Genomic DNA, 24,143 nt, shown 5'->3' on the forward strand with positions numbered 1-24,143 from the left:
GACCGAGTGTGATGCCGAGTGCGAACGGATACGAGGCGCGCCTGAAGATCGGGCTGATCCCGCACCACCATTGAGTGTTCCTTTCCGGGGCGGAAGCACGGATGCGCTAACGGCTTGCCATCCCGTCCCGATGGGCAGACCCTTGCGACTCCGGATGACGACCGGCCTTCTCCTGGAACAGCCGGCAGGAACGAGGAGAGCAGGAGTGGACAAGATCCGCAAAGGCGCGAGAATGATCGCGCTCGTTGGCCCCGCCGGGGCAGGCAAGACCAGTCTCGGGGAGGCTCTGTTGCACGCGGCCGGCACCGTCCCGCGACTTGGCTCGGTCGATGCTGGCAGTTGCGTCGGCGATGCCAGTCCCGAGGCCCGGGCGCGGGGTGGCTCGACCGAACTCAACCTCCTGCGGCTCGACTGGATGGGCGATCGCTATTTGCTGGCCGATGCGCCCGGCTCGCCCGCCTTCGCGACGGATATGGAGATGGCCCTCTCCACCGCTGACCTTGCACTGGTGGTGATCGATCCCGACCCTGCCCGTGCGCCGCTGGTCGAGCCCACGCTGCGGCGGCTCGAGGCGATCGGCCTGCCCCATGCCGTGTTCGTCAACAAGATCGACCAGGCGCGGGGCAGCATAGAGGATCTGCTCGCAGCGCTCCAGCCGATGAGCGCGGCGGCGCTGGTCGCGCGCCAGATCCCGATCCGCGCCGGGGAGCGGACGGCCGGCTTCGTCGATCTCGCATTGGAACGGGCCTATCATTACCAGGCCAACCAGCGCTCCCAGCAGGTCCCACTGGCCGCGCATCTCAAGGAGGACGAAGCGGCGGCGCGCTTCCATATGCTTGAACAGCTTGCCGACCATGACGATACGCTGCTCGAACAGCTCCTGTCGGACGAGGTGCCCAGCCTCGACACGATTTTCGGCGATCTCGCGCGGGAGACTGCGGCTGGGCTGGTCGTGCCGGTCCTGTTCGGTTCAGCGCTCAACGGCTTCGGCATTCGCCGCCTGCTCAAGATGCTGCGCCATGATACGCCCCTCGCGGCCCAGACCGCCGCCCGGCTTGGTATCGACGGTATGGCGGTAGAGATCCTCAAGATATCGCACGGCAGCACGGTCGGGCGGCTGGCGATCGCGCGTATCTTCGGCGGCGCGCTGACTGAAGGCGCCGACCTGATCGGCGCCGATGGCGAGGCGATGCGCGCCGGCGCGCTGTTCGCGCTCCAGGGCGGCGCGGCGACAAGGATCCAGCGCGCCGAGCCCGGCGAGATTGTCGGCATCGCCAAGGTCGAGGCGACGCGCGCCGGAGATCTGGTCGGCGTGACCTCCCGCCCCGCCCTGCGCGCCGCGCCATCCCCATGGCCATTGGCCAATTATGCGCTGGCGATCGCCGTCAGGGACCACAAGGACGAGGTGCGTCTGTCGACCTCGCTGAACCGGCTGGTCGAGGAAGATCCCGGGCTGCGCTGGGGCCAGGATGAAGGTTCGCGCGAGACTCTGCTGCACGGCCTGAGCGACGAGCATCTCGCCGTCGCCCTCGACCGGCTGAAGCGGCGTTACGGCGTCGGGGTGACCGCACGTGCGCCGGCGGTCGCGTACAAGGAAACGATCCGGAAACCCGCAAGCCAGCGCGGCCGACACAAGAAACAGTCGGGCGGCCACGGCCAGTTCGGCGACGTCGTGATCGACATCCGTCCGCTCGAACGCGGCGAAGGCTTCCGTTTCGAAGACCGCATCACTGGCGGCGCGATCCCGCGCCAATGGATTCCTGCGGTCGAGCAGGGCGTGCTCGACGCGATGTTGAAGGGCCCGCTCGGCATGCAGGTGGTGGATGTCGCGGTAGCGCTGGTCGACGGCTCCTTCCATTCGGTCGACAGTTCCGAGCTGGCCTTCCGGACTGCCGGGCGGATCGCCATGGCCGAGGCATTGGCCGCAGCCTCGCCCTATCTTCTCGAACCGATCGCGCATGTGGCGATCCGCACGCCAGGCAGCGCCACCTCGCGCGTCACCTCGGCCATTGCCGGCCGACGAGGCCAGATGCTCGGCGTGACGCCGCTGCCGGGATGGTCGCGCTGGGACAGTATCGAGGCGTTGCTGCCCGAGGCCGAACTGCACGATCTGGAGGCGGAGCTGCGCTCCCTCAGCCAGGGCATGGCGCGCCACGATGCGCGGTTCGACCATCTCGCGCAGGTCGCCGGAAAGCTTGCTGACGGGATCGTCCAGCAGATGCACCAGCCGGCCTGATCGCCGCCGCGAGCCCTTGCGCCGCCGCCCGAATTGCGGCCAACTCCCGCCACGGGGGACGCGCATGACCGATCGAGCCAAGGACACGCTCTGGAATCGCGACCTGGCGCCGACTGACGCCGGGCAGCGCACCTGGCGCTGGTACCATTTCGCCGCCTTGTGGATCGGGATGATCGTTGCGGTGCCGAGCTGGATGCTCGCCTCCGGGCTGATCGAACAGGGTATGTCGGCCGGGCAGGCTGCGCTGACGGTGCTGCTCGGCAATATGGTGGTCCTCGTGCCTCTGCTGCTCATCGGCCATGCCGGCGCGCGCCACGGTGTCCCCTATGCGGTGCTGGCCCGTGCGTCGTTCGGCACGCGCGGCGCCCGTCTGCCGGCGGTTGCACGGGCGCTGGTCGCCTGTGGCTGGTTCGGTATCCAGACCTGGATCGGGGGCGAAGCGCTGCTGACCCTGCTCGGTGTCCTCGCCGGCCACAGCCTGAAAGGGCCGATCGTGCCGATCCTCGATATCGGCATCGGGCAGATGCTTGCCTTCGCCACCTTCTGGGCGGTGCAGCTCTTTTTCGTGCGCAAGGGGCTGACGACGATCCGGCGGCTCGAGACCTGGACCGCGCCGGTGAAAATCCTCGTCTGTATCGCCCTGGTCTGGTGGGCGGTGGACAGCGCAGGCGGGCTCGGACCGATCTTCGCCAGTCCTTCCGCCTTCGTCCCGGGCGGCGCGCGCGAGGGGCAGTTCTGGTTGGTCTTCTGGCCATCGCTGACCGCGATGATCGGCTTCTGGGGAACGCTCGCGCTCAACATCCCTGATTTCACGCGCTTTGCCAAAAGCCAGCGCGACCAGATCATCGGCCAGGCGATCGGCCTGCCCCCGGGCATGGGCTTGATCGCCCTCGCCAGCGTCATCACCACCTCGGCGACCGTGGTGATTTATGGCCATGCGATCTGGGATCCCGTTGCGCTGTCGGGCACGCTAGCCGGGCCGCTGGTGCTGCTCGGGCTGGTTGTCATCACGATCGACACCATCTCCTGCAACATCGCCGCGAACCTCGTGGGCGCCGCCTATGATTTCTCGTCGCTCGCGCCCGGCCGCATCTCCTACCGGACGGGCGGGCTGATCACCGCGGTGATCGGCATCCTCATCATGCCGTGGAAACTGCTCGCGACGACCGGCGGGTACATCTTCGTCTGGCTGACCGGCTACAGCGCCCTGCTCGGCCCGATCGCCGGCATCCTGATCGCCGACTATTGGCTGATCCGGCGGACCCGGCTCGACGTCGAGGACCTGTATCGCGAGGACGGCCGCTACGCTTATGCCGGCGGATGGAACGCGATAGCATTGCTCGCCTTCGCGATCGGCGTTCTGCCCAATCTGCCCGGCTTCCTCGCGACGGCGCTGCCCGGTCCGTTCGGGTGGATCGGCGGCTTCTGGACGAGCCTCTATGCCTATGCCTGGTTCATCGGCCTGTTCCTGGCGCTGACAACCTATGCTGGCCTGATGCGACACGCCCGGGACTGACAACAGTCGGTCTCCAACGGGATATCTGCATCCCATTCGGAAAATCGAATGGCTATCGAATGGCTGTAGCATTGCGTCTGAAATCGACGCCTCCTCTCCGTTCGTGCCGAGGACCGAGTGGCGAAGCCGTATCGAGGGCCCGTATCGAGGTACAAGTGTGTGGGAAACACCTGCCCCGACAGGCGGTCTCAAGCGTCGTCGGCAGACTCGATGGCCGTTTGGTGCGACCCCGGGGGTGGCTCGGATCAACGCTCGCCGTTCTGGCCTACGCGCTGTCCCGGCCGGAGGCATCAGGTCTCCGTACGGTGGCACCGCGACCACGCCCAGGCCGAGTTAATCCCGTCCCTCTAGTAAAATTCTTGTCCTAATCAGAGAATCTGTCACTTTGAGGACATCAGCGGCCGTGACCGAGTGATTCGGATCAGTGAGACCAAAGCTGAAAAGGGCAATAAAAATAATATTTTCAGGGAGTTAAGAATGTCGAAGTTCGGAAACGCGTCACGGAGCGGCAGCATCATCGCGCTCGCCATCGCTCTGGCCCATGCAAGCACCGCCCTCGCCCAGACTGTTCCCGCAAATACCGCAGAAGCTGATGCGGAGGCCACGAGCGACGACATCGTCGTCACCGGATCGCGCATCGAACGCGCCGGCTTCGACCAGCCCACGCCGACGACGGTCGTCGGGGCGGCGGAGATCCGCCAGGGCGCGCGCGCCAATCTTTCCCAGGTCCTCAACGACCAGCCGCAGTTCAGGCCAACTACCACCCCCGCGACCAGCATCGGCAACACCACCGGCAGCGGCGCCGCTCCCGTCGATCTGCGTGGGCTCGGCCAGGCCCGCACCCTCACCCTGCTCAACGGCCGGCGTTTCGTCGGCGAGAACAACCTGAACTTCGTGCCGATCGGCCTAGTGGAGCGGCTTGAGGTCGTCACCGGCGGCGCTTCGGCGGCCTGGGGATCGGGCGCCGTCGCCGGCGTGGTGAACATCATCCTGAAAGACAAGCTGGAGGGCATCACGCTCGGCGCCCAGTCGGGCGTCTCGTCGCGCGGCGATGGCCAGCGTTACGGCTTCGACGGCAGCTTCGGCACGCATTTCGCTGGCGGCAACGGACATTTCATGATCGGCGCCGAATATCTCGACGACAAGGGTATCCCTGATCGCCACAGTCGCCAGAACCTCAACAGCCCCGGCATCGTCACGATCAGGCCCGGAGTCACGCAACTGGTCGAGGACGTGAACTATACCGACCGCAGCCATGCCGGCGTCATCACGACCGGCGTGCTGCGCGGGCAAACCTTCAATCAGGACGGATCGCTGCGCGCCTGGTCGGGTCCGAACGCCCTCGGCGTTGGGGGAGCTGACGCAGTCAACCTCTATGACGACATCTACGCCGCGACACCGTTCAGACGCGTGAACGTCTATGGTCGCCTCAGCTACGATGTGGGCGGCGCAACGCTCTGGGTCGACGGGAGCTACGGCCGGGCGTCGACCAACTATCCCTTCTTCCCCGATCTCGGGCAGCAGATTCTGACGATCAGCGCCACCAATCCGTTCCTGTCGCAGTCAATCCGTACCCGCCTGGCGAATGCCGGCGAAAACAGCTTCACCTTCGGCCGCATCTTCAAGGATTCGTTCACCTGGGTGTTCGATTCGATGCGCGAGAGCAAGGAAGGCGCGATCGGCATCGACGGGAAGTTCGGCAATGGCTGGAAATACCATGCGCATTTCAGCCATGGTGAGCTGTTCCAGAACGCCCAGCTCAAGAACTCGATCATCACCGCCAACTTCGCCAAGGCGATCAATGCGGCGACCAACACGAGCGGCCAGATCGTCTGTGCGGTGAATGCCGACGCGATCAGCACGAACGACGATCCGGCCTGCGCGCCGATCAACCCGTTCGGTGAGAACAACATCTCCAAGGCGGCGCACGATTATGTGACGGGCACCCAGCAGTCGCTGACCACCTCCAAGCTCGATTCAGCGGGCGCTTCGCTTCAGGGTGACCTGTTTAACCTCTGGGCCGGCCCGCTGACCGTCGCGGTCGGCGCTGAAGCGCGCTGGGAGGAGCAGACCCAGTCGCGCGGCGCACTGAGCCGGGCCGGCGCCTTCGCGCCCAATGTCTACAGTAGTGATCTCAACGGCGGGTTCAACGTCAAGGAAGGCTTTGCCGAGGCAGCACTGCCGCTGCTTGATGCGAAAGACGTGGCAAAGGTCGATTTCAACGCCGCCGCCCGCTATTCCCATTACAGCACGAGTGGGGGCATCTGGGCCTGGAAGCTAGGCGGCACCGCCCGCCTGTTCAACGACGTGCTGCTCCGCGTCACCCGGTCGCGCGACATCAGGTCAGCGAATATCACTGAGCTGTTCGCGACCCAGCGGATCAACATCGGCCCGCAGGTCGACCTCGATACGGCGGGCCGCCTCGGCGTCATCCCAGGCTATACCAACACCCCGGCCGAGGTGACGACGTTCAGCGGCGGCAACCCGAATCTCGTGCCCGAGATCAGCAGCACCTTCACCGCCGGCGCCACCTTCTCGCCGTCCTTCTTCAAGGGGTTCAACCTCTCCGTCGACTATTACGACATCAAGATCGAGGGGGCGATCACGACGCTCACCGCGTCGAACCTGACTCTCGCCTGCAAGAACGGCAGCGCGTCGGCCTGCGCCCGGCTGGTGCGCGATCCCGTCACCCAGACGCTCAAGACCGCGTTTGCCAATGCACAGAATATCGCGACCTTCCAGACGCGCGGCGTCGACGTGGAGGCATCCTATACGCTGCCGCTCGCCAATGTCAGCTCGACCATGGGCGGCACGCTGCGCATGCGGGCGCTGGCAACCTATATCGACACCTTCATCCAGGATACCGGCCTGGCGCGCGTCGATACCGCCGGCGATGTGGGCGATTCCGCGAGCCTCGGCGTGCCGCACTGGCGCGGCACCTTCAGCCTCGGCTATCAGGACCGCACCTTCGGCGTCGACGCCCGCGCCCGCTATGTCGGCGGCGGCAGCTACAATCACCTGCTCACCACCCTGGTGAACAACCATATCGGCGCGAAGACCTATATCGACCTCGGCATGCAGGTGAAGGTCGACAAATTCACCCTGTTCGGCAACGTCAACAACCTGTTCGACGTGAAGCCGCCGCTGATCACCACGGGCAGCGCCTATCACGACATCGTCGGCACCTATTTCACCGCCGGCGCCCGTATAGCCTTCTGATACTGCCACGGGCGGGTCGCGCCGAAAGAAGCACCCGCCCTTCCTCCTCCCCGGATCCAGGTTCGAAAAAAGGCCTCAATGATGTTCATCAAGTCGAACGGTACCTCCCTCGCATTCCGGAATACCCTCGCCGCGAGCCTGATCCTCGCCGCGGTCGCCGGCACGCCTGGCATCCCAGCCATTGCGTCCCCCGCTCCTCGTGCGGCGACATCTCCGGTCGCGATCGACGCGGCGCGCCTGGCGTCGCTTCCAACCTTCATCGACGGAGTCGTCGCGCAGCAGATCGCGACCCGCCAGGTCGCGGGCGCGGTGGTGACCGTCGTCCACAAGGGCAAGGTGCTGTTCACGCGCGGCTATGGTTATGCGGATATCGCCCGGCGCGTGCCCGTCGACGCTCGATCGACACTGTTCCGCCCCGGCTCGGTGTCGAAATTGCTCACCTGGGCGGCGCTGATGCAGCAGGTCGAGCTTGGCAAGGTCGATCTCGACGCCGATGTGAACCGCTATCTCGACTTCGCGATCCCTCCCTTCGAGGGCAAGCCGATCCGCGTGCGCGACCTGTTTTCGCACAGCCCCGGCATGAGCGATCTTGGCTATGGCGAACCGGATCTGCTGGCGCACCCGCGCGACTATCGCGACTATATCAAGAAGCATATCCCGGCACGGCTCTGGGCCCCCGGAACCGAGATTTCCTACTCCAACTATGGCGCGGCGCTCGCTGGCTATATCGTGGAACGGGTCTCGAACGAGCCCTTTCCCGACTATGTCGATCGCCATCTGTTCAAGCCGCTGGGCATGAACACGACAACCTTCCGCGAGCCGCTGCCCGAAGCATGGGCGGGACATATGGCGCTGGGTTACGGCTTCAAGGATGGGCGCCTTGTGGCCAAGCCCTATGAGAATTTCAGCTTCATCATGCCGGCCGGATCGGCCGCAGCAACGGCACCCGACATGGCCCGGTTCATGCTCGCCATGCTGGCGCGCGGAACGCTGGGCGGCGCGCGCATCCTTTCGCCCGCCTCGGTCGATCTGCTCGAGAGCAATTCCCTCGCCAACGCGCCGCATCTCGAAGGCATGGCGCACGGCTTCATGGTCGCGCGCGAGGCGAACCCCCGCATGATCGGCCATGGCGGGAATACGGTCGATTTCCACTCCTATCTCCTGCTCGCGCCGGAGGCTGATTTCGGCTTCTTCGTTTCAGTGACCGGCGGGCCGGACAGCAGCCCGGCCCGCACCGAACTCAGCAATGCGATCATCGGCCGCCTGTTCCCCGCCAAACCCGCCCAGCGCGTGTCGGGTGAGGAAGCGCCGCCGCCACTCGGCCAGTATCGCGCCAATCGCCGCGACTATGGCAAGCCAGCCGATCCGGCCGGCGACCTGACGGTGTCGGTGGCCGGTCCGAACACGGTGATTACCAAGGACAGCCAGGAAACGCTGTATTGGGAACGGATCGGCCCGCATTTGTACGAGCGGGTAACGGGCGCGCGCGACGGTGGCCCCTATGACCGGCTGGAATTCTACGGTTCCTCCGCCGATCCCCGCCTGTCCTTCGCGTCATCACCCCACCAGACCTGGCACCTCGTGAAGCCGTGACGGGCAATAGTGAAGCGTACACTTGACAATCTTCCTGGCGCAACGATACTGAAGCCATTACTTCACTGATGGAGTCGTGGCGCCATGGAACCCCAACCCGTCCTTCCCAATACCTTCGTGATCGAACGGCGCTATCCTGCCTCAAGGGAGCGCGTGTTCGCGGCGCTCAGCCGGGAGGATCAGAAGCGCCGCTGGTATTCTGATCGCGATGGTCGTGAAGGCACTGCGTTCGAGATGGACTTCCGCGTCGGCGGCTGGTCCATCTCGCGCGCCAGGATGGGCGCCGACACACCGTTCGAAGGTGTCGAACTCGTCAACGAGGAATATTTCCACAACATCGTCCCCGACCGTCGAATCGTCAGCGCCGCGACCATGACACTCGGCGGCAGGCCCATCTCGGTTGCGCTGCTGACGATCGAGCTGATCGCGACCGACAGCGGCACCGACCTGATCTGCACACACCAGGCGGTCTTCCTCGAAGGCGCGGACGGACCGGAAATGCGCGAGCATGGCTGGCGCGTCTTGTTCGACCGGCTGGGGGCGATATTGCCGGAGGCGTGACGATTTCCGATCCGACAGCGTCCCCCGACCCGGCGCTCACCGTCGAGCGAGTCCTGCGCGCGCTCGCGGACCCGTCGCGCAAGGCGATGGTCGAGCGGTTGACCGATGGGCCGCTCTCCGTCTCGAACCTGGCGGCGCCGCTCGGCATCACCCTGACCGCCGTCGCACAGCATCTCCAGGTGCTGGAGGAATGCGGGCTGGTGCGTACCGAGAAGACCGGCCGCGTGCGGAGCTGCCGGCTCGAACCGGGCGGCTTCTCGATCCTCGAACGCTGGATTCGCGACCGGCGATCCCCGGTGGAAAAGCGGCTCGACCGGCTCGGCAACTTTCTGGCCGAAGACGAAACGGCCTGATCCGTTCCGGCGATTTCCCTGCCGTCCGGGGGCGAGGCCGAAGAATGTCCGCGCCGTCGTGGAATCAGCGATCGATTTTGTGAAGCACCCGCTCGACCCTGATCGTGCGCCCATTCTCCTGGGCGGTCGCCGAGATCGTCAGCACCTTGCCGACCAGCTTGAAGCCACGCGTCTGGCTGGTGCCGGTATAGCCCGGAACATTTCCCCCCATGACCTGCGCGGTCCAGCTTGAGCCGGCCGGATCGTATCGATAGGTGCCGAAATAGGAAACGTACGAGGCGGGTGTCCAGCCGACGCGGCCGCCCGACGCATCCCCGCCGCCCGGAGCACCCATCACGTTGAACGAAAAATGCCCGTCGGCGGTGAAGATGAACAGCCCGACCGGCTTTTCGCCAAACGGGTAAACCGGCTTTTCTCCCTCGGGCATGTCGACAAAGCGATCGACGGCCCATGCACCGACCAGCGGATTTGGCGCCGCCCCGGTCACACCCGCCGGCATCATCGCCAGCGCCGCCATTGCGGCCATCTGAACGAGCGACCTTTTCAATGCTTCTCTCCTTCGGTTGGCGCAGGCCGATATCTGTCTGCCTGCGCGGATATCGCGAGTAGCAAATGAGGGATACCGCTATCCCACGCAGACTCCTGGAATCCCCTGGACAATCGTGACCTTCCCCGGCAACCCGCCACCCGCGCTTGCGCCGTAACAACCGGGGGGTAGAATGATTGATCGTGATGTGGCCGGCGTGCGCCGCCGGTCCTTTTGGCTTGGCGCGAGCGTGCTGGCGCTTGGCGCTGCCACAGCCTCGCCGGCATGGGCGCAATGTGCACCCGATCCGACAGTCGCGAACGGCACGACGACGTGCACCGGCATCGACACCAACGGTATCACGGTGACGACGCCGGACACCACGCTGACCGTGGCCGACGGCGCGAGCGTATCCAACACCGGCGCGCCGGCGGTGACGGTCGAGGTGCCGAATACGGTCAGCCCGATCGTCGAAAAGATCATCGTCGCGGGGCAGATAACCGGCGGGAGTCAGGCCGGTATCGCATTGCTCACCGGGGAGTCCGCAATCTACAATGGCAGCACGACGCGCCTCGCACTCACCGTGCAGGAAGGTGGGTCAGTGTCGGGTTCGACCGCGCTCGCCATGGGCCGAAGTGGCGGGAACGTTTATGCGCAGTTGATCGCGACCATCGACAATGCCGGCACCATCACGGGATCGAGCGGAGTCGCATTGCGCGGCGACGTGGTCACTATGGTGGGTGGCTACCCGTCCCCTTATTCGGCTTTCGATTCGATCATCAACGGCGCGACCGGCGTGATCTCCGGTAGCGTCGTTGGCCCAGTCGGCACGCTGAACAATGCCGGCCTGATCGACGGCGGCAACTCCAGCGCAGTCACATCGGGAAATGCGGGCACGGACTACCCCTACACGATCCACCCGGGCGCATGGGTGAATAGTGGCACAATCCGGTCGAACGGCGCTGCTGCGGCGATCGCCGGTGCTAATTTCGCGACGCTGACGAACGGTGGCGTCATAGCGAATACCGGCGCCGGCGCGGCGGTCTCTTCCGCATTCCTCAATATTCAGAACCTGGCCGGAGGCCAGATCAGCAGTGCCGGCACGACTGCGATCGAAGGATCGAACGGCGTTAATCTCGTCAATCGCGGTATCATCACGGGCAATGTAGTAACCGGCAATTCTGGTAGCACCGTCGATTCCTCGCTTGGCCGCATCAACGGCTCGGTCGCGTTTGGGGCCGGCAACGATACGCTGGTCGTCCGCTATGGCGGGGTCCCCGCGCCTATCACGGGAATCACCGGCACGATCAACGCCGGTGCAGGTATCAACACGGAACAGCTTGCCGTCAGCACCGATACAACGATCAATACCCCGGTGACATTGCTAGCCGGGTTCCAGCAGTTCGCGATCGCTACGGACCAAGGCGTCACCACCACGCTGGGCACCGGCTTCGTTGCCCCCACCAATATACAGGTCGCCGGTTCGGGAACGCTTGTAAACCGGGCGGCGATAACAAGCGCAGGCACGGCATTCACGTTGAACGGTGTCACTTCGCCCGCCCTTCAGCAGGTCATCAACGAGGGGAGCATTCATACTGCGTCGTCCACCCTCAACGCGGTTGTCGGCGCACAATACACCCGGTTTACGAACAGCGGATCGATCACCTCAGCCGGCGCTGGCGTGCGCAGCAACGGCAGTATCATCAACTCGGGCACGATCACGACCAGCGGCACGGCTGTAGTCGCCGACGGGAACACCCTGACCAATGCCGAGACTGGTGTGATCCGGTCCACAAACGGCATCGGCGTACTGCTGCGGGGCAGCCAGGGCACTACGTCCCGCAACAGCGGCACGATCCAGGGTGCGACGGTCGGAGTCCAGCTTGGCGCCGATCTCATCAACACCGGGACTGTGAAGGCGACGAACAGCGGAGGCACTGCGGTGCAGCTCGACGCCTACAGCACGCTGTACAACAACGCCGGCGGCGTTGTCGGCAATGGCGGCCGTGCTATTTCCGGAAACTCTTTCGTCACGTCGGTCATCAATGCAGGAACGATCAACGGCACCGTCGCGCTGACGCTCAATTCGGCTGACTTCGGTGGATATAACGGCCAGCGTTATATCTCCCTGAACGGCGGTGTCCTCAACGGCGATCTCGTGCTGGGTGCGGGTGCGACCCTGTTTACCGATCTCGTCAACACCGGCCCCGGCCAGTTCGCCGGCATCACGGGTACCGTAACGGCGGCAAACGGCGCGCTGTTGCGGTTGCGCGTGACCGGCACTCAGGCGGCAACGCTCGGCCCGATCGGCTCTTTTTCGAACGCGACCTACGAGATGACGAACGGGGCGCATCTGACGCTGACCGCGCCCGGTACCTTCACCAACAGCGTCGCGCTGGCCGGCACCGGCACGGTCGACCTGAATGCAAACCTGACCACCACGACAGCGACACCGGCTCTCGCCGTCGTCGGCACACTGGCGGACAAGAGCAACTACGGAGCCGGTGCCAGCGCTTTGTCGATCACCAGCCGTGGCACGATAACCGTTACGCGGGCGGTCGGCAGTACCATCTATTCTGGTTCTGCGGTCAGCCTCGGCGAGGGCGACAGCTTTACCAATCTCGGGACAATCGCCGTCACCGATCGCAATGCCTCCGCCTATACGGTCGGCATCAGCGGCGGGGCGGCCATTACCAATGCTGGCGCGATCCTGCTTGATGGCGGCACCGGCATCTCGGGCGCCATTCACGGCACCAGCGTCGTCAACACTGGCACGATCACCCAGATCAGTGGGGGGGCCAAGGCTACGGGCCTCACCGGTTCCATATCGCTGGACAATCGTGGGACGATCAGCGTTGGCGGCAACGCGATCAGCGCTTACAACTATAACCGGATCATCAATTCCGGCATAATGGAAAGCACCGGCGGGATCGCGATCGGCGGCAGCGATACATCCGCAAGCGCCATGATCCTCAACGCCACCGGCGGGGCCATCACCGGGACTGGTGGGACGGCGGTGCGCCTGTATTCGGGCCACTTCGTCAATGCCGGCACGGTGAACGGCACCGTGGATCTCGGCTATGGCTACCCCTATTATAACGGTGCGCCGCAGCGGTCGCTGGCAAGCAGCGTCTTCATCGCCGCCGGCGGCACGGTCACGGGCGATCTGCTATTCGGCGACGGCTCCGACCTGCTGCTTCAGACTGGCAGCACGCTCGGCGTCTCGGGCGTGGTCGATGGAGGCGGCGGCAACAACGTATACGGTCGTGTGTTGACCAGCAGCGGCACCGTCTCGATCGACCCGGCGGGAGTCCGCAATTTCCAGCACGCATTGGTCCAGGCCGACGGCGAGGAGACTGTCGTCACGGCCACCGCCACCGGCACCTTCGGCGGTACTCTATACGCGACCGGTAACGGCAGCGTCGTCAACCAGGCGGCGATCACCGGTAGCCTGACGACCAATCTGCCAGATTTTCCGCCCAGTTCGATTCCTTACGGTTCGCTGTTTCCAGCCGAGCAGACGCTGGCGTCGCTGACGAATAACGGCTCGGTGCGAGGGGGCGTATCTGGTTCAACGTCGCTCTTCACCAACAGCGGTGCGATCACCTCGACAGCTAACAGCTATGTCTACAGCTATGAGCCGGTGGTGTCGCTGTTCGGCCGTACGACGCTCGGTTTCACCAATAGCGGTACGATCGCATCGATCGGATCGACCGTGACAGATGGTCCAACAGTTCGGCTATACGCCGCCAATGCCATGACGATCGGGAATAGCGGGCAGATCGTCGGCAGGGGACTTATGGCCGTAATATACCGGGCCAACACGTCGCCGCTCGCGATGAATTTCACCAACAGCGGTACAATCACCAGCAACAGCGACACCGCGGCCGCCTATCTCGAGATCGTGCCTTTCGGCCAAAGCGATGGCGGCACCATCCGGATAGCGAACACAGGCACGATCGCCGCACAGTCGACTTCCAGTGCCTACGGCCTCCATCTCCACACAGGAGAGACTCGACAGCCACTCAGCTACGCGATCACCAACAGCGGCACGATCAGCGCCAGCCAGACGCCATCGGAGGGCTCCGGCACGGCGCCGATCATCGCGTTGTTCACTAGCGGCGCGGGGCAGACCGGCACGATCACCAATGCCGCTGGCGGCACCATCAGCGCCACCGGTGCCCGCGCCTTTGCGCTGGTCACCACCGACAGCCCCCTGAACCTCACCAACGCCGGCACGATCGCCGCGTCAGGCAGCACCTCGAGCGTGGCGATCCAGACCTACGATTCATTCAACAACATGATCGTCAACACCGGCACCATCATCGGCGATATCGTCCTGGGGGCGGGCAACGACTCCATCGACAATAGCGGCGTGATCAAGGGGGCGGTGTCGCTCGGTGCCGGCGATGACCGGCTGACCCTGCGCGGTGGTGCGATCACCGGCCTCATCGATGGCGGAGCCGGCAATGACAGCATCGATATCATGGGGGGCAGTTCGGCCGCACCGGTGGCGCTAGGCAGCATCACCAACATCGAGGCGCTGCGGATGGCTTCGGGGCTCGCGACCATCTCGGGCACTGCCTCGCTCGGCGACGTCACGCTCAGCGGGGGACGCTTGATCGGGCTGGCCGGCTCGACCATCGGCGCGCCGACGATCAATGTCGGCGCTGGCGCTACCTTCGGCTCCGCCGGCACGGTGAACGGCAATATCGCGGTGGCCGGCACGCTCAGCCCCGGCGCCTCGCCGGGGACAATGACCGTGAACGGCAATGTAGCGCTTGCCGCCAGTTCGGTGTCGCTGTTCGAGATTACGCCGGCCGTGACCGACAAGCTGGTCGTCAATGGCGCCGTCTCCATTGCGCCGGGCGCGACGCTGCAACTCGCAGCCGACCGGCCGCTGACGCCCGGCAAGTCGCTCGACCTGATCGTGGCGAGCGGCGGCATTTCCGGCAGCTATGGCGGCGTCGTCAAATCCTCCTCGCTGGCCGGATATGTCTCCATTCAGGGCGGCAGGCTGACGCTGCTTGGCCTGTTCCTCGGCGACGTGACCCTCTCCCCGCAGGCGCAACGCGCCGTCGGCTATGTCAATGACCTCCTGATCAGCGGCCGGGCATCCACGGCCTTCGTAGCCGCTGCGCCGCAACTGACGAATGCGGCTGGCCTGGCGAATTCCAGCGCCTTCGCGCAACTCACTCCGGAGGCCTATGCGTCGGTCGGTCAGGTTGCGGTCGAGCAGGGACTGGAACTCGCCGATGCCGGACGGTCGCAGGCATTTGGTACGCTTCGTGATTCGCCCGGGCTCTTCAGTTTCGGCAGCACGCTCGGGAATTTTCGAACGCTCAGTGGCGGCACGCAGGGGGCCTCGCGCGCGCAGATCAATGGCTACGGCTTTCTGGGCGGGGTCGGCTGGGGGAGCACCGACTGGGCGATCGGCGGCTTCATCGGATATCTCACCAGCCGCGAAAATCTCGCCGAACGCGGCGCGCGCAGCACGGTCGACAGTGTGGTCGCGGGCGTGCACGGACGCTGGACTGACGGGCGGCTCGGCGTCAAGGCGACGATCGCCTATGACGGTGGCAGCGCCGATACCAGGCGCACGCTACCGGGCGGCTCGGCCCGTGGCGAATACGACCTTCGCACCTGGACCGGAGATCTCAACGTCGATTATGCGGTGCCGGTCGGACATGGCTGGATGGTGCGCCCCGGCCTCGGCGCGACCGTCATCCAGGTGGTCCGCGATCGTGTGATGGAAACCGGCGGCAGCGTTTACGCGCTCAATGTCGCGCGCGCACGCGACAACGCAGTGTTCGTCGACGGTGCTCTGACGTTCAGCAGGGACATGCGCAGCGAAGCCAGGGTGCGCCCCTACCTGTCGCTGGGGCTGCGCTACCAGGCAACGGGGCGCACGCTTGACGCGATCGCGGCGCTGGGTGGGGGCGGCTACGGCTTGGTGGCGGCCGGCGTACCGCGCGCGCCCCTGCTCGTCACGGCCACGGCCGGCGCCGATGTCCGTGTCTCGGAAAAGTTTGTGTTGTTCGGTGCGCTGAAGGGGGAGAGCGGGAATGCCGATCACCGCGGCGGCGTAAGCGCCGGGTTCCGGATGGCCTTCTAAGCTGACGCTCCCATGCCGCCCTTCCGGTCGACCGGAAGGGCGGCCTCTTCGGCACGGCCCTCGCCCGTCTTTTGCACGCCGATCCGACCCCGCCCTGCTCAGCCCTGGGCAGCGATCTCGTACATCAGGTCGACATAGGCCATGGTCTGCTGAGTCAGGTTGGCGACCTCGGGATTGGTTGGCTCGATGACGAAATATTCGTCGGGCGCGTGCGCACCATTGCCGTTGCCGATGCCGAACTGCGCCGCCGGCAACCGCAGCGGATCGCCGGTGAACACCACGCCGGGCCATGATCCGGCGCTGCGCACTGACAGGGCATAGGGAATCTGCGCTCGGGTCAGAACTGCCTTGTGCGCCTTGATCAGCCCCGATTCCTCCGGCGTCTGTGTCGGACCATAGCCGCCCGTCACATTCACCTCGATATCGGGGAAGCCCTTCTTGACCAGATGCGCCTTCAACTTGGCGACACTGTCGTCCTTCGTCATGTCGGGCACCAGCCGCAGTTCGACCTTGGCCACGGCCCGGTGCGGGAGGACGGTCTTGCCGCCTTCACCGGTATAGCCGCTGACCAGCCCCTGGATGTTGATCGTCGGCTGCGACGCGAGGCGTTCGAGCGACTGCTCCCAGGTCTCGTCGTTGATCCAGTGCTGGACCCCCATCACCTTCTTGGCATCGGCCTCGCTATTCGTGCGCGCGCTTTCAGCGATCAGCGCCTTCTGCCGGGTGCTGAGCGGTTCGACCCGATCGAGGAATCCCTCCACCGCCGGGGTATGGCCATCCGGCGCCATCAGGGTGTTGAGCGCCTGCACCAGCCGCCAGGCCGGGCTGTCCACCCGGGCGAACTGGCTCGAATGTAGGTCCTTCGCTGGCCCCCGGCCCCAGCTCGCGCTGTCCGACACGATCTCCATCTCGACCGCGCCCTTGGCGCCGAGCGAGATGGTCGCGTTACCGGCGGGCGCCTGGCCGGCCGAGGGAATGATCACACCGACGCATTTCTTCATCGTCGCCAGCACATCGGGATCACGGATCGCGGTGAGGAAATTGGGCGAGGCGATCTCCTCCTCCCCTTCAGCGATCAGCGCGAGGTTGACCGGCAGCTTGCGGCCCGACGCCCTGAACGCGTGAAGCGCCGCGAGGAACGCGCCTTCGGGGCCCTTCTGGTTGACCGCGCCGCGGCCCATGATGACCTTGCCAACACCCGGCCGGTCGACCAGCCGCCCCTCGAGCGGCGGCACCGACCATTCGGCCGGGTCGAACTGCTTCACGTCGTACATGAAGTAGATGCCGAGCCATTTGGGCGCGCCGACATCAAGCGTCGCGAACACGGCGGGCACGCCCCCGGTGGGCACCGTGCGTATCTTCTGGAAGCCGGCCTCCTGCGCCAGCTTCGACATATGGGCAACGCCCTCCGCCACCTTGAACCGCTCGGCCGCAATGGTCGGGTTGCGGATCCATTCCTGGATTCGGGCGACGGAGGCGTCATGCCCCTGCTCGACGGCGCGGCGAATGGCGGCCATGTCGTCAGCCCGCGCCGCCAGCGCCACACCCGGCGCCAGCGTCATCGCCCCGGCGGCGGCACCCTGCAGCAATGCGCGCCTGGTCGTCGAAAACTCGTCCATTGATCATCCCCCGGAAAGCTGATGCCGCATCAAAGTCGGCGAAGCGCGCGAGGTCAAGCGCAGCCGCCATGTGGCGCGCAATGATTCAACGAATGGAGCCACGGAGCCCTTGTGGGCCTCACGGTTAGCGCGCCGAGCGCATCATCGACCAGAAGAGCGGGCCGCCCTTCGGCACGCTCCACTCGGCCGTCACCTCGAAACCAAGCCCACGGTAAAAACTCAGGTTCCGCGGCGTCGCCGTTTCCAGATAGGCCGGCAGGCCGCTGCCTGCGACCCGATCAAGCGCCGACCGGATGACGGCGCCGCCAAGTCCCCTGCCCTGCGCCGCCGGATCGCAGCCGGCGATATGGAGGTACCAGTAATCGCCGGTCGGGAAGTGCGCGTCGATCGCGTTCGATACCGCCAGCGCGCGGCCGAGCGCGCCGCCGAAGATCAGCCACATCGGCCAGGCCTGGAGCAGCATGTCGAGAATGCTGGTGTGGTTCTGGCCCGGCCCGCGCCACAAGGCCGCCGCCTCGCCGCCCTGAGTCATCACCCGCATGCCGCGCGCATCCTCGTCGAACAGCAAGGCGAACAGGCGCGGCAGGCGCTTCGCGCGCTCCTCGGCATCGGGAAAGATGAAGCTGGTGGCCGGATCGTCGGCAAAGGCCCGGGCGAGCATTGCCCCGATGGCAATGCGATCACCGATATCGGCGAGCCGGACAGGATTCCCGAATTCAGTCACGCCGCTGCGTAACTATTATATCCTTCTCCCCTCGCGGGAAAAGGTGGCGCGAACCATCGGATGGGGGGAGCGAGGTCCGGAACGTCAACGAGTGCCCTCCCCACCCTTCCCATCGCTGCCCAATGCTCATCTCCCACAAGGGGAGAGGAAGATTGGATCACGCGGCGCCGGCGCCCGCCTTGTCCTTCTTGGCATAGACGCGGATCGGTTCCTTGCGGCCCTCGATTACGTCCTTGTCGATCATCACCTCGTCGACCGAATCCATGCCCGGCAAATCGAACATGGTGTCGAGCAGGATGCCTTCCAGGATCGAGCGCAAGCCGCGCGCACCGGTCTTGCGATCGATCGCCTTCTTGGCGACCGTTACCAGCGCGTCGTCGGTGAAGCCGAGCTTCACCTCCTCCATGTCGAACAGCTTCTGATACTGCTTGACCAGGGCGTTCTTCGGCTCGGTCAGGATCGTCACCAGCGCCGGCACGTCGAGATCCTCGAGCGTGGCGATCACCGGCAGACGGCCGACGAATTCGGGGATCAGGCCGAACTTGAGCAGATCCTCGGGCTCGACCGCCTTCAGCGTTTCGCCGGTACGGCGTTCCTCGGGCGAAGCGACATAAGCGCCGAACCCGATCGACTTGCCCTGGAGGCGGTCGCCGATGATCTTTTCGAGGCCGCTGAACGCACCGCCGCAGATGAACAGGATGTTCGTCGTGTCGACCTGCAGGAATTCCTGCTGCGGATGTTTCCGCCCGCCCTGCGGCGGGACCGAGGCAGTGGTGCCCTCCATCAGCTTGAGCAGCGCCTGCTGAACGCCCTCGCCCGACACGTCCCGCGTGATCGAGGGATTCTCGGCCTTGCGGCTGATCTTGTCGATCTCGTCGATATAGACGATCCCGCGCTGCGCCCGCTCGACATTGTAGTCGGACGCCTGGAGCAGCTTGAGGATGATGTTCTCGACATCCTCGCCGACATAGCCCGCCTCGGTCAGCGTGGTCGCATCGGCCATGGTGAAGGGCACGTCGAGGATTCGCGCCAGCGTCTGGGCAAGCAAGGTCTTGCCGCAGCCGGTCGGCCCGACGAGCAGGATGTTCGACTTCGCAAGCTCGACGTCCGCGCCCTTCTGGCCGTGGTTGAGGCGCTTGTAGTGATTGTGCACGGCAACCGAGAGGACCCGCTTGGCGCGCTTCTGCCCGATGACATAGTCGTCGAGCACGTCGCAGATCTCCTGCGGCGTGGGCACGCCCCCGTCCTTCTTCGAGACGAGCGCTGATTTGGTCTCCTCGCGGATGATGTCATTGCAGAGCTCGACGCATTCATCGCAGATGAAAACGGTCGGCCCGGCGATGAGCTTCCGCACCTCGTGCTGCGACTTGCCGCAGAACGAGCAATAGAGCGTGCTCTTCGAGTCGCCGCCGCTGAGCTTCGTCATTCAATCCATCCTTCGCGCGGTACATAGCGCGTTCGTGCGGGGAGACCATGTTAGACCGGTCCCCTTATCTTCTACAATCACTATATCGCCCCGGAGTTAAGGCGACGGAAATCAGATCAGGACGCCGGCAGGACCGGAGTAGCCGATTCGTCGGCGATCGCCGGACGCTTGTCGAACACCTCGTCGATCAGGCCGAATTCCTTGGCTTCATCGGCCGACAGGAACTTGTCGCGATCCATCGCATGCTCGATCTCGCCGATCGGCTTGCCGGTGTACTGAGCGTAGAGCTCGTTCATCCGGTGCCGGATACGCAGGATCTCGCGCGCCTGGATCTCGATGTCGCTTGCCATGCCCTGCGCGCCGCCGGACGGCTGGTGGATCATGATCCGCGCATTGGTCAGCGCCACGCGCATGCCGGGCTCGCCCGCCGCGAGCAGGAAGCTGCCCATCGAGGCGGCCTGGCCCATGCAGACCGTGCCCACGCGCGGACGGATATATTGCATGGTGTCATGGATCGCCATGCCCGCCGTGACGACGCCGCCCGGCGAGTTGATGTACATGAAGATGTCCTTCTTGGGGTTCTCTGACTCCAGAAAGAGCAGTTGGGCGCTGATGACCGATGCCATATGGTCCTCGACCCCGCCGGTGACGAAGATGATGCGCTCGCGCAGCAGGCGCGAATAGATGTCGAAACTGCGCTCGCCGCGATTGGACTGCTCGATCACGATCGGAACGAGGCCACCCTGCGGCGCCTGCGCGGTGAAACCATTGGAAGTGAGCGGACGCATGAAGTCGCCGGTCTCGAACGGGTTATGCATAGTGTACCTTTGAATCCTTATGCCCCAGTAGATGCCTTACATCGGCGCTGGCGGAAACGAGTTCAACCCCCGTGCCGTCAGGCTCGCCGATCCTCCCCACCCGGCGCGCGATGCGCCAGATAGGCCAGACGCCGCACCTCGCGCCGCCCGCGCACCACCGTATCGAGGATAAGTCCGGCGAACAGGTTGAGCGAGGCGAGAATCATCAGCCCCGTCACCAGCACCGCGGTGGGGAAACGCGGCACCAGGCGGGTGTGCATATAGGTGATGATCAGCGGCACCGCGAGAATCACCGCGATGCCGGCCAGCGCCGCGCCGATGCTGCCGAAGAACAGCACGGGCCGCTCGATCCGGTAGAGCTGGAGGATCGTGCGCAGGATACGGAAACCGTCGCTGTACGTGCTCAGCTTCGATTCGGAGCCCTCGGGCCGGGCGAAATAGGGCGTCTCGATCTCAGCGACCGGCATCTTCAGTTCTAGCGCATGGACGCTGATCTCGGTCTCGATCTCGAAACCTGACGACAGCACCGGGAAGCTCTTTACGAATCGGCGGGAAAAGACACGGTAGCCGGACAGGATATCGGTGAAGCTGCGCCCGAACAGCCGCGCGAGCATGCCCGTCAGCAGCGCGTTGCCCATCTTGTGCCCGCGTCGGTACGCCGCATCCGCCTGGGTGACTCGAGCGCCCACGACCATGTCGAGTTGCTCGTCGAGCACCCGCGCAACCAGCGCCGGGGCCGAAGCCGAGTCATAGGTCGCATCGCCATCCGCCATGACATAGATATCGGCATCGACGTCGGCGAACATGCGGCGGACGACATTGCCCTTGCCCTGGATACGCTCGGTCCGGACGATCGCCCCGGCGGCACGCGCGACCTCGACCGTGCGGTCGCGACTGTTGTTGTCGTAAACATAGATGGTTGCGTCCGGCAGCGCGGCACGGAACCCCGCCACCGTCTGCGCGATGGCGGCTTCTTCATTGTAACAGGGCAGCAGGACAGCAATGCTCGACGTCATACTCCCGCCATAGGGGTGAATTCGCCCGGGTTCGACCCTTTTTGTGGTTTGACGGTTTCCGTCGGACGCGGGATGGTCTGCACCGGGGAATAGGGGGAATATCGATGGAAATTCGGGACCTGCGGCCGCTGACGGCCATTCTGACTGTGATGATCGTGGTCGACGCGTTGTGGAACCCGGCGATCCTGATTGGCGCGAAGATGACACCGGAGCTCTTCCAGCAATTCGTTACACCGATCGCCACCGGGGTGGATATCGCCGCGTTTCTGTTCAAGATCGTGACAATGATCGTGTTCTGCCGCTTGATCCTTGTGGCCGGCAACAATCTCATCGCGGCCGGCTTCGAGGATCTCGAATTCACACCATGGTCACGAATCTGGTGGTTCGTGGTGCCGGTCGCGTGCCTGTTCAAGCCGTTTCAGGGAATGCGCGAGTTGTGGAATGTGAGCCGCGGCGTCTATCCCTACGACACGAACGACAGCCTGGTCGCGATATGGTGGGCTTTGTGGCTGCTCGCCGGTGTGGTTGCCTGGGTCGCGAATGCAGTGACCGGCCCCGGCACATTGGGGCTATGGACAGACAGCGTCGTCAACATCGTGCTGGCGCCTGTGGCGATTATGCTGATTCGCGGAATTGCCCTGGGGCAGACCAAGCTCGACGGATCGAATCTGAACGAAGTCTTCGCCTGATCAAAGAGCGCGTCGCACGGGGACGTCACTGCCGGTCGGCAGCGACGTCCTTGAACGAGTTCAGTCCTTCTTCGCGGGAGCTTTCTTCGCCGCCGGCTTCTTGGCAGGCGCGGCTTCCTCGGCCGGCGCTTCCTCAGCGTCAGCCGCAGGCTTGGCCGCCTTCTTGGCAGCAGGCTTCTTCACCGGTTCTTCAGCCGTTTCCGCAGCAGGCTCAGCCTTCTTGGCAGCCGCCTTCTTCGCCGGCTTCGCTTCCTCGGCGGAAGCATCTTCTGCGGGCTCCGCCTTCTTGGCGGCGGCTTTCTTCTTCGGCTTGTGGTCATGATCATGGTCGTGGTCATGATCGTGATGATGCGTGCCGCTGGCGAAACCGTCCTCGGATTCGATCGCTTCTTCAAGCGCCTCGCGGGTCACTTCGCGATCGCTGATGTCGGCCTTTTCGAACAGCCAGTCGACCACCTTGTCCTCATAGAGCGGTGCGCGCAGCTGGGCTGCGGCCATCGGCTCGGAGCGGACATATTCGATGAAGCGGGTGCGATCCTCGGGGCCGTATTGCGACGCGGCCTGCGCGATCAGGCGGTTCATTTCCTGCTGGCTGACCTCGACGCCATTGGCCTGGCCGATCTCCGACAGGAGCAGACCCAGGCGCACGCGCCGCTCGGCGATCGCCTGATAATCGGCGCGCTCCGCTTCCATCTCGGCGATGGCTGCCTCGGGATCGGCTTCGTGAGTCGCCTCATGCTCGAGCTGCTGCCAGATCTGGGCGAACTCGGCCTCGACCATCGACGGCGGGACCGGGAAATCATGGCCCTCGGCGAGCTGGTCGAGCAGCTTACGCTTCATGTGGGTACGGGTGAGCTGGTTCAGTTCCTGCTCGATCTGGCCCTTGAGCAGTTCCTTGAGCTGATCCAGGTCCTTGAGACCGAGCGACACCGCCAGTTCGTCGTCGATCTTCGTCTCGCCCGCGGTCTTCACTGCCTTGATCGTCAGATCGAAGGTCGCGGCCTTGTCGGCCAGATCCTTGGCCTGATAGTCAGCCGGGAAGGTCACTTCGATCTGACGCTCGTCACCGGTCTTCACGCCGACGACCTGGTCCTCGAAGCCCGGGATCAGCCGGCCCGAACCCAGTTCGACCGACATGTCGGTGCCGGTGCCGCCGTCGAACGCCACGCCGTCGACCTTGCCGACAAAGTCCATGACGACGAGGTCGCCCGTCTTTGCCTTGTAAGTCGCTTTGGCATCGTCCCAGCGCTTCTGCTGGTCAGCGAACTTCTGGAGCTGCTCCTGGAGGGCGGCGTCATCGGCCGGCACGGTCAGCCGCTCGAGCTTCAGATGCTCGATCGACGGGGTCGGCACATCGGGGAGCACTTCCAGCTCGACCTTGACCTCGGCATCCTGGCCAAGCTCATAGCCCTCGTCGAGGCTGACCGAAGGCTGGATCGCCGGGCGCAGCTTCTGCTCGGCGAGGAGCGTCTGCACGCCTTCCTGGATCGAGCTGTTGAGCGCATCCTGCATCAGCGCGGGGCCGTGCATCTTGCGGACCAGGTTGGCGGGCACCTTGCCGGGGCGGAAGCCGGGCATGCGCACCTGCGGCGCGACGCGCTTCAGCTCGGCATCGACCTTCGAATCGATGTCCTTCGCCGTGATCTTCAGCGTGTAGGCGCGCTTCAGGCCCTCGTTCAACGTCTCGACAGTCTGCATTTCAACACTTGCCTTTTTTAGCTCTGGGCCTTTT

General features: G+C 64.8%; 15 protein-coding genes. 8 read left to right on the forward strand and 7 right to left on the reverse strand.

The features are described 5' to 3' along the window. Window positions 1–154: 154 nt before the first annotated feature. From P0Y59_08185 to P0Y59_08210, 6 genes are all read left to right on the forward strand, one after another. The gene (locus P0Y59_08185; GenBank protein WEK01637.1) at window positions 155–2,236 is read left to right on the forward strand and encodes an elongation factor G; all 2,082 of its coding nucleotides are present in this window, start codon (window positions 155–157) and stop codon (window positions 2,234–2,236) included. Between the two features lie 64 nt (window positions 2,237–2,300). After that, window positions 2,301–3,752 carry an NCS1 family nucleobase:cation symporter-1 gene (locus P0Y59_08190; GenBank protein ID WEK01638.1) on the forward strand — a complete coding sequence of 484 codons (1,452 nt, stop codon included), beginning with the start codon at window positions 2,301–2,303 and terminating at the stop codon, window positions 3,750–3,752. 477 nt (window positions 3,753–4,229) lie between these two features. Next, complete coding sequence (locus P0Y59_08195) at window positions 4,230–6,971, forward strand: TonB-dependent receptor (GenBank protein ID WEK01639.1); 2,742 nt, start codon at window positions 4,230–4,232, stop codon at window positions 6,969–6,971. Between the two features lie 78 nt (window positions 6,972–7,049). Then, window positions 7,050–8,564, forward strand: coding sequence for a serine hydrolase (locus tag P0Y59_08200; protein WEK01640.1), 1,515 nt, complete (start codon window positions 7,050–7,052; stop codon window positions 8,562–8,564). 84 nt (window positions 8,565–8,648) lie between these two features. Continuing rightward, the gene (locus P0Y59_08205; GenBank protein ID WEK01641.1) at window positions 8,649–9,125 is read left to right on the forward strand and encodes an SRPBCC family protein; all 477 of its coding nucleotides are present in this window, start codon (window positions 8,649–8,651) and stop codon (window positions 9,123–9,125) included. Then, window positions 9,122–9,478 carry a metalloregulator ArsR/SmtB family transcription factor gene (locus P0Y59_08210; GenBank protein WEK01642.1) on the forward strand — a complete coding sequence of 119 codons (357 nt, stop codon included), beginning with the start codon at window positions 9,122–9,124 and terminating at the stop codon, window positions 9,476–9,478. Before P0Y59_08205 ends, P0Y59_08210 begins: the two co-directional genes overlap by 4 nt. 64 nt (window positions 9,479–9,542) lie before the next feature. On the opposite strand, the gene P0Y59_08215 is transcribed toward P0Y59_08210, so the two are convergent. Next, window positions 9,543–10,025 (reverse strand): lipocalin-like domain-containing protein, encoded by a 483-nt coding sequence (locus P0Y59_08215; protein WEK01643.1) that lies wholly within the window; start codon window positions 10,023–10,025, stop codon window positions 9,543–9,545. Window positions 10,026–10,197: 172 nt separating this feature from the next. On the opposite strand from P0Y59_08215, the gene P0Y59_08220 reads away from it, so the two are divergent. Further along, window positions 10,198–16,119 (forward strand): autotransporter outer membrane beta-barrel domain-containing protein, encoded by a 5,922-nt coding sequence (locus tag P0Y59_08220; protein WEK01644.1) that lies wholly within the window; start codon window positions 10,198–10,200, stop codon window positions 16,117–16,119. 98 nt (window positions 16,120–16,217) lie between these two features. Here P0Y59_08220 and P0Y59_08225 read toward each other — a convergent pair whose 3' ends face one another. The 5 genes from P0Y59_08225 to P0Y59_08245 form a co-directional block, all read right to left on the reverse strand. After that, window positions 16,218–17,738: a M20/M25/M40 family metallo-hydrolase gene (locus P0Y59_08225; GenBank protein ID WEK01645.1), complete on the reverse strand. Its 1,521-nt coding sequence runs from the start codon at window positions 17,736–17,738 to the stop codon at window positions 16,218–16,220. 124 nt (window positions 17,739–17,862) lie between these two features. Beyond that, window positions 17,863–18,462 (reverse strand): GNAT family N-acetyltransferase, encoded by a 600-nt coding sequence (locus P0Y59_08230; protein WEK01646.1) that lies wholly within the window; start codon window positions 18,460–18,462, stop codon window positions 17,863–17,865. A gap of 157 nt (window positions 18,463–18,619) precedes the next feature. After that, a complete protein-coding gene (gene clpX / locus P0Y59_08235; protein ID WEK01647.1) occupies window positions 18,620–19,888 on the reverse strand; it encodes an ATP-dependent Clp protease ATP-binding subunit ClpX in 1,269 nt (422 codons plus the stop codon). A gap of 116 nt (window positions 19,889–20,004) precedes the next feature. Further along, the gene (locus P0Y59_08240; GenBank protein WEK01648.1) at window positions 20,005–20,706 is read right to left on the reverse strand and encodes an ATP-dependent Clp protease proteolytic subunit; all 702 of its coding nucleotides are present in this window, start codon (window positions 20,704–20,706) and stop codon (window positions 20,005–20,007) included. A gap of 77 nt (window positions 20,707–20,783) precedes the next feature. Next, complete coding sequence (locus P0Y59_08245; GenBank protein WEK01649.1) at window positions 20,784–21,722, reverse strand: glycosyltransferase family 2 protein; 939 nt, start codon at window positions 21,720–21,722, stop codon at window positions 20,784–20,786. Between the two features lie 104 nt (window positions 21,723–21,826). On the opposite strand from P0Y59_08245, the gene P0Y59_08250 reads away from it, so the two are divergent. Further along, on the forward strand, window positions 21,827–22,411 hold the full coding sequence (locus P0Y59_08250) for a DUF4328 domain-containing protein (protein WEK01650.1): 585 nt from the start codon (window positions 21,827–21,829) through the stop codon (window positions 22,409–22,411). Between the two features lie 60 nt (window positions 22,412–22,471). On the opposite strand, the gene tig is transcribed toward P0Y59_08250, so the two are convergent. Continuing rightward, on the reverse strand, window positions 22,472–24,109 hold the full coding sequence (tig, locus tag P0Y59_08255; GenBank protein ID WEK01651.1) for a trigger factor: 1,638 nt from the start codon (window positions 24,107–24,109) through the stop codon (window positions 22,472–22,474). Window positions 24,110–24,143: the final 34 nt, after the last annotated feature.

The organism is Candidatus Sphingomonas phytovorans, assembly GCA_029202385.1.
GTDB classification, from domain to species: Bacteria; Pseudomonadota; Alphaproteobacteria; order Sphingomonadales; family Sphingomonadaceae; genus Sphingomonas; species Sphingomonas phytovorans.

Coding starts and splice junctions, on each gene's coding strand:
- P0Y59_08225 (WEK01645.1), bottom strand. CDS start 17,738: ATGGACGAGTTTTCGACGACCAGGCGCGCATTGCTGCAGGGTGCCGCC.
- P0Y59_08185 (WEK01637.1), top strand. CDS start 155: ATGACGACCGGCCTTCTCCTGGAACAGCCGGCAGGAACGAGGAGAGCA.
- P0Y59_08240 (WEK01648.1), bottom strand. CDS start 20,706: ATGCATAACCCGTTCGAGACCGGCGACTTCATGCGTCCGCTCACTTCC.
- P0Y59_08220 (WEK01644.1), top strand. CDS start 10,198: ATGATTGATCGTGATGTGGCCGGCGTGCGCCGCCGGTCCTTTTGGCTT.
- tig (WEK01651.1), bottom strand. CDS start 24,109: ATGCAGACTGTCGAGACGTTGAACGAGGGCCTGAAGCGCGCCTACACG.
- P0Y59_08190 (WEK01638.1), top strand. CDS start 2,301: ATGACCGATCGAGCCAAGGACACGCTCTGGAATCGCGACCTGGCGCCG.
- P0Y59_08195 (WEK01639.1), top strand. CDS start 4,230: ATGTCGAAGTTCGGAAACGCGTCACGGAGCGGCAGCATCATCGCGCTC.
- P0Y59_08205 (WEK01641.1), top strand. CDS start 8,649: ATGGAACCCCAACCCGTCCTTCCCAATACCTTCGTGATCGAACGGCGC.
- P0Y59_08200 (WEK01640.1), top strand. CDS start 7,050: ATGATGTTCATCAAGTCGAACGGTACCTCCCTCGCATTCCGGAATACC.
- P0Y59_08245 (WEK01649.1), bottom strand. CDS start 21,722: ATGACGTCGAGCATTGCTGTCCTGCTGCCCTGTTACAATGAAGAAGCC.
- clpX (WEK01647.1), bottom strand. CDS start 19,888: ATGACGAAGCTCAGCGGCGGCGACTCGAAGAGCACGCTCTATTGCTCG.
- P0Y59_08250 (WEK01650.1), top strand. CDS start 21,827: ATGGAAATTCGGGACCTGCGGCCGCTGACGGCCATTCTGACTGTGATG.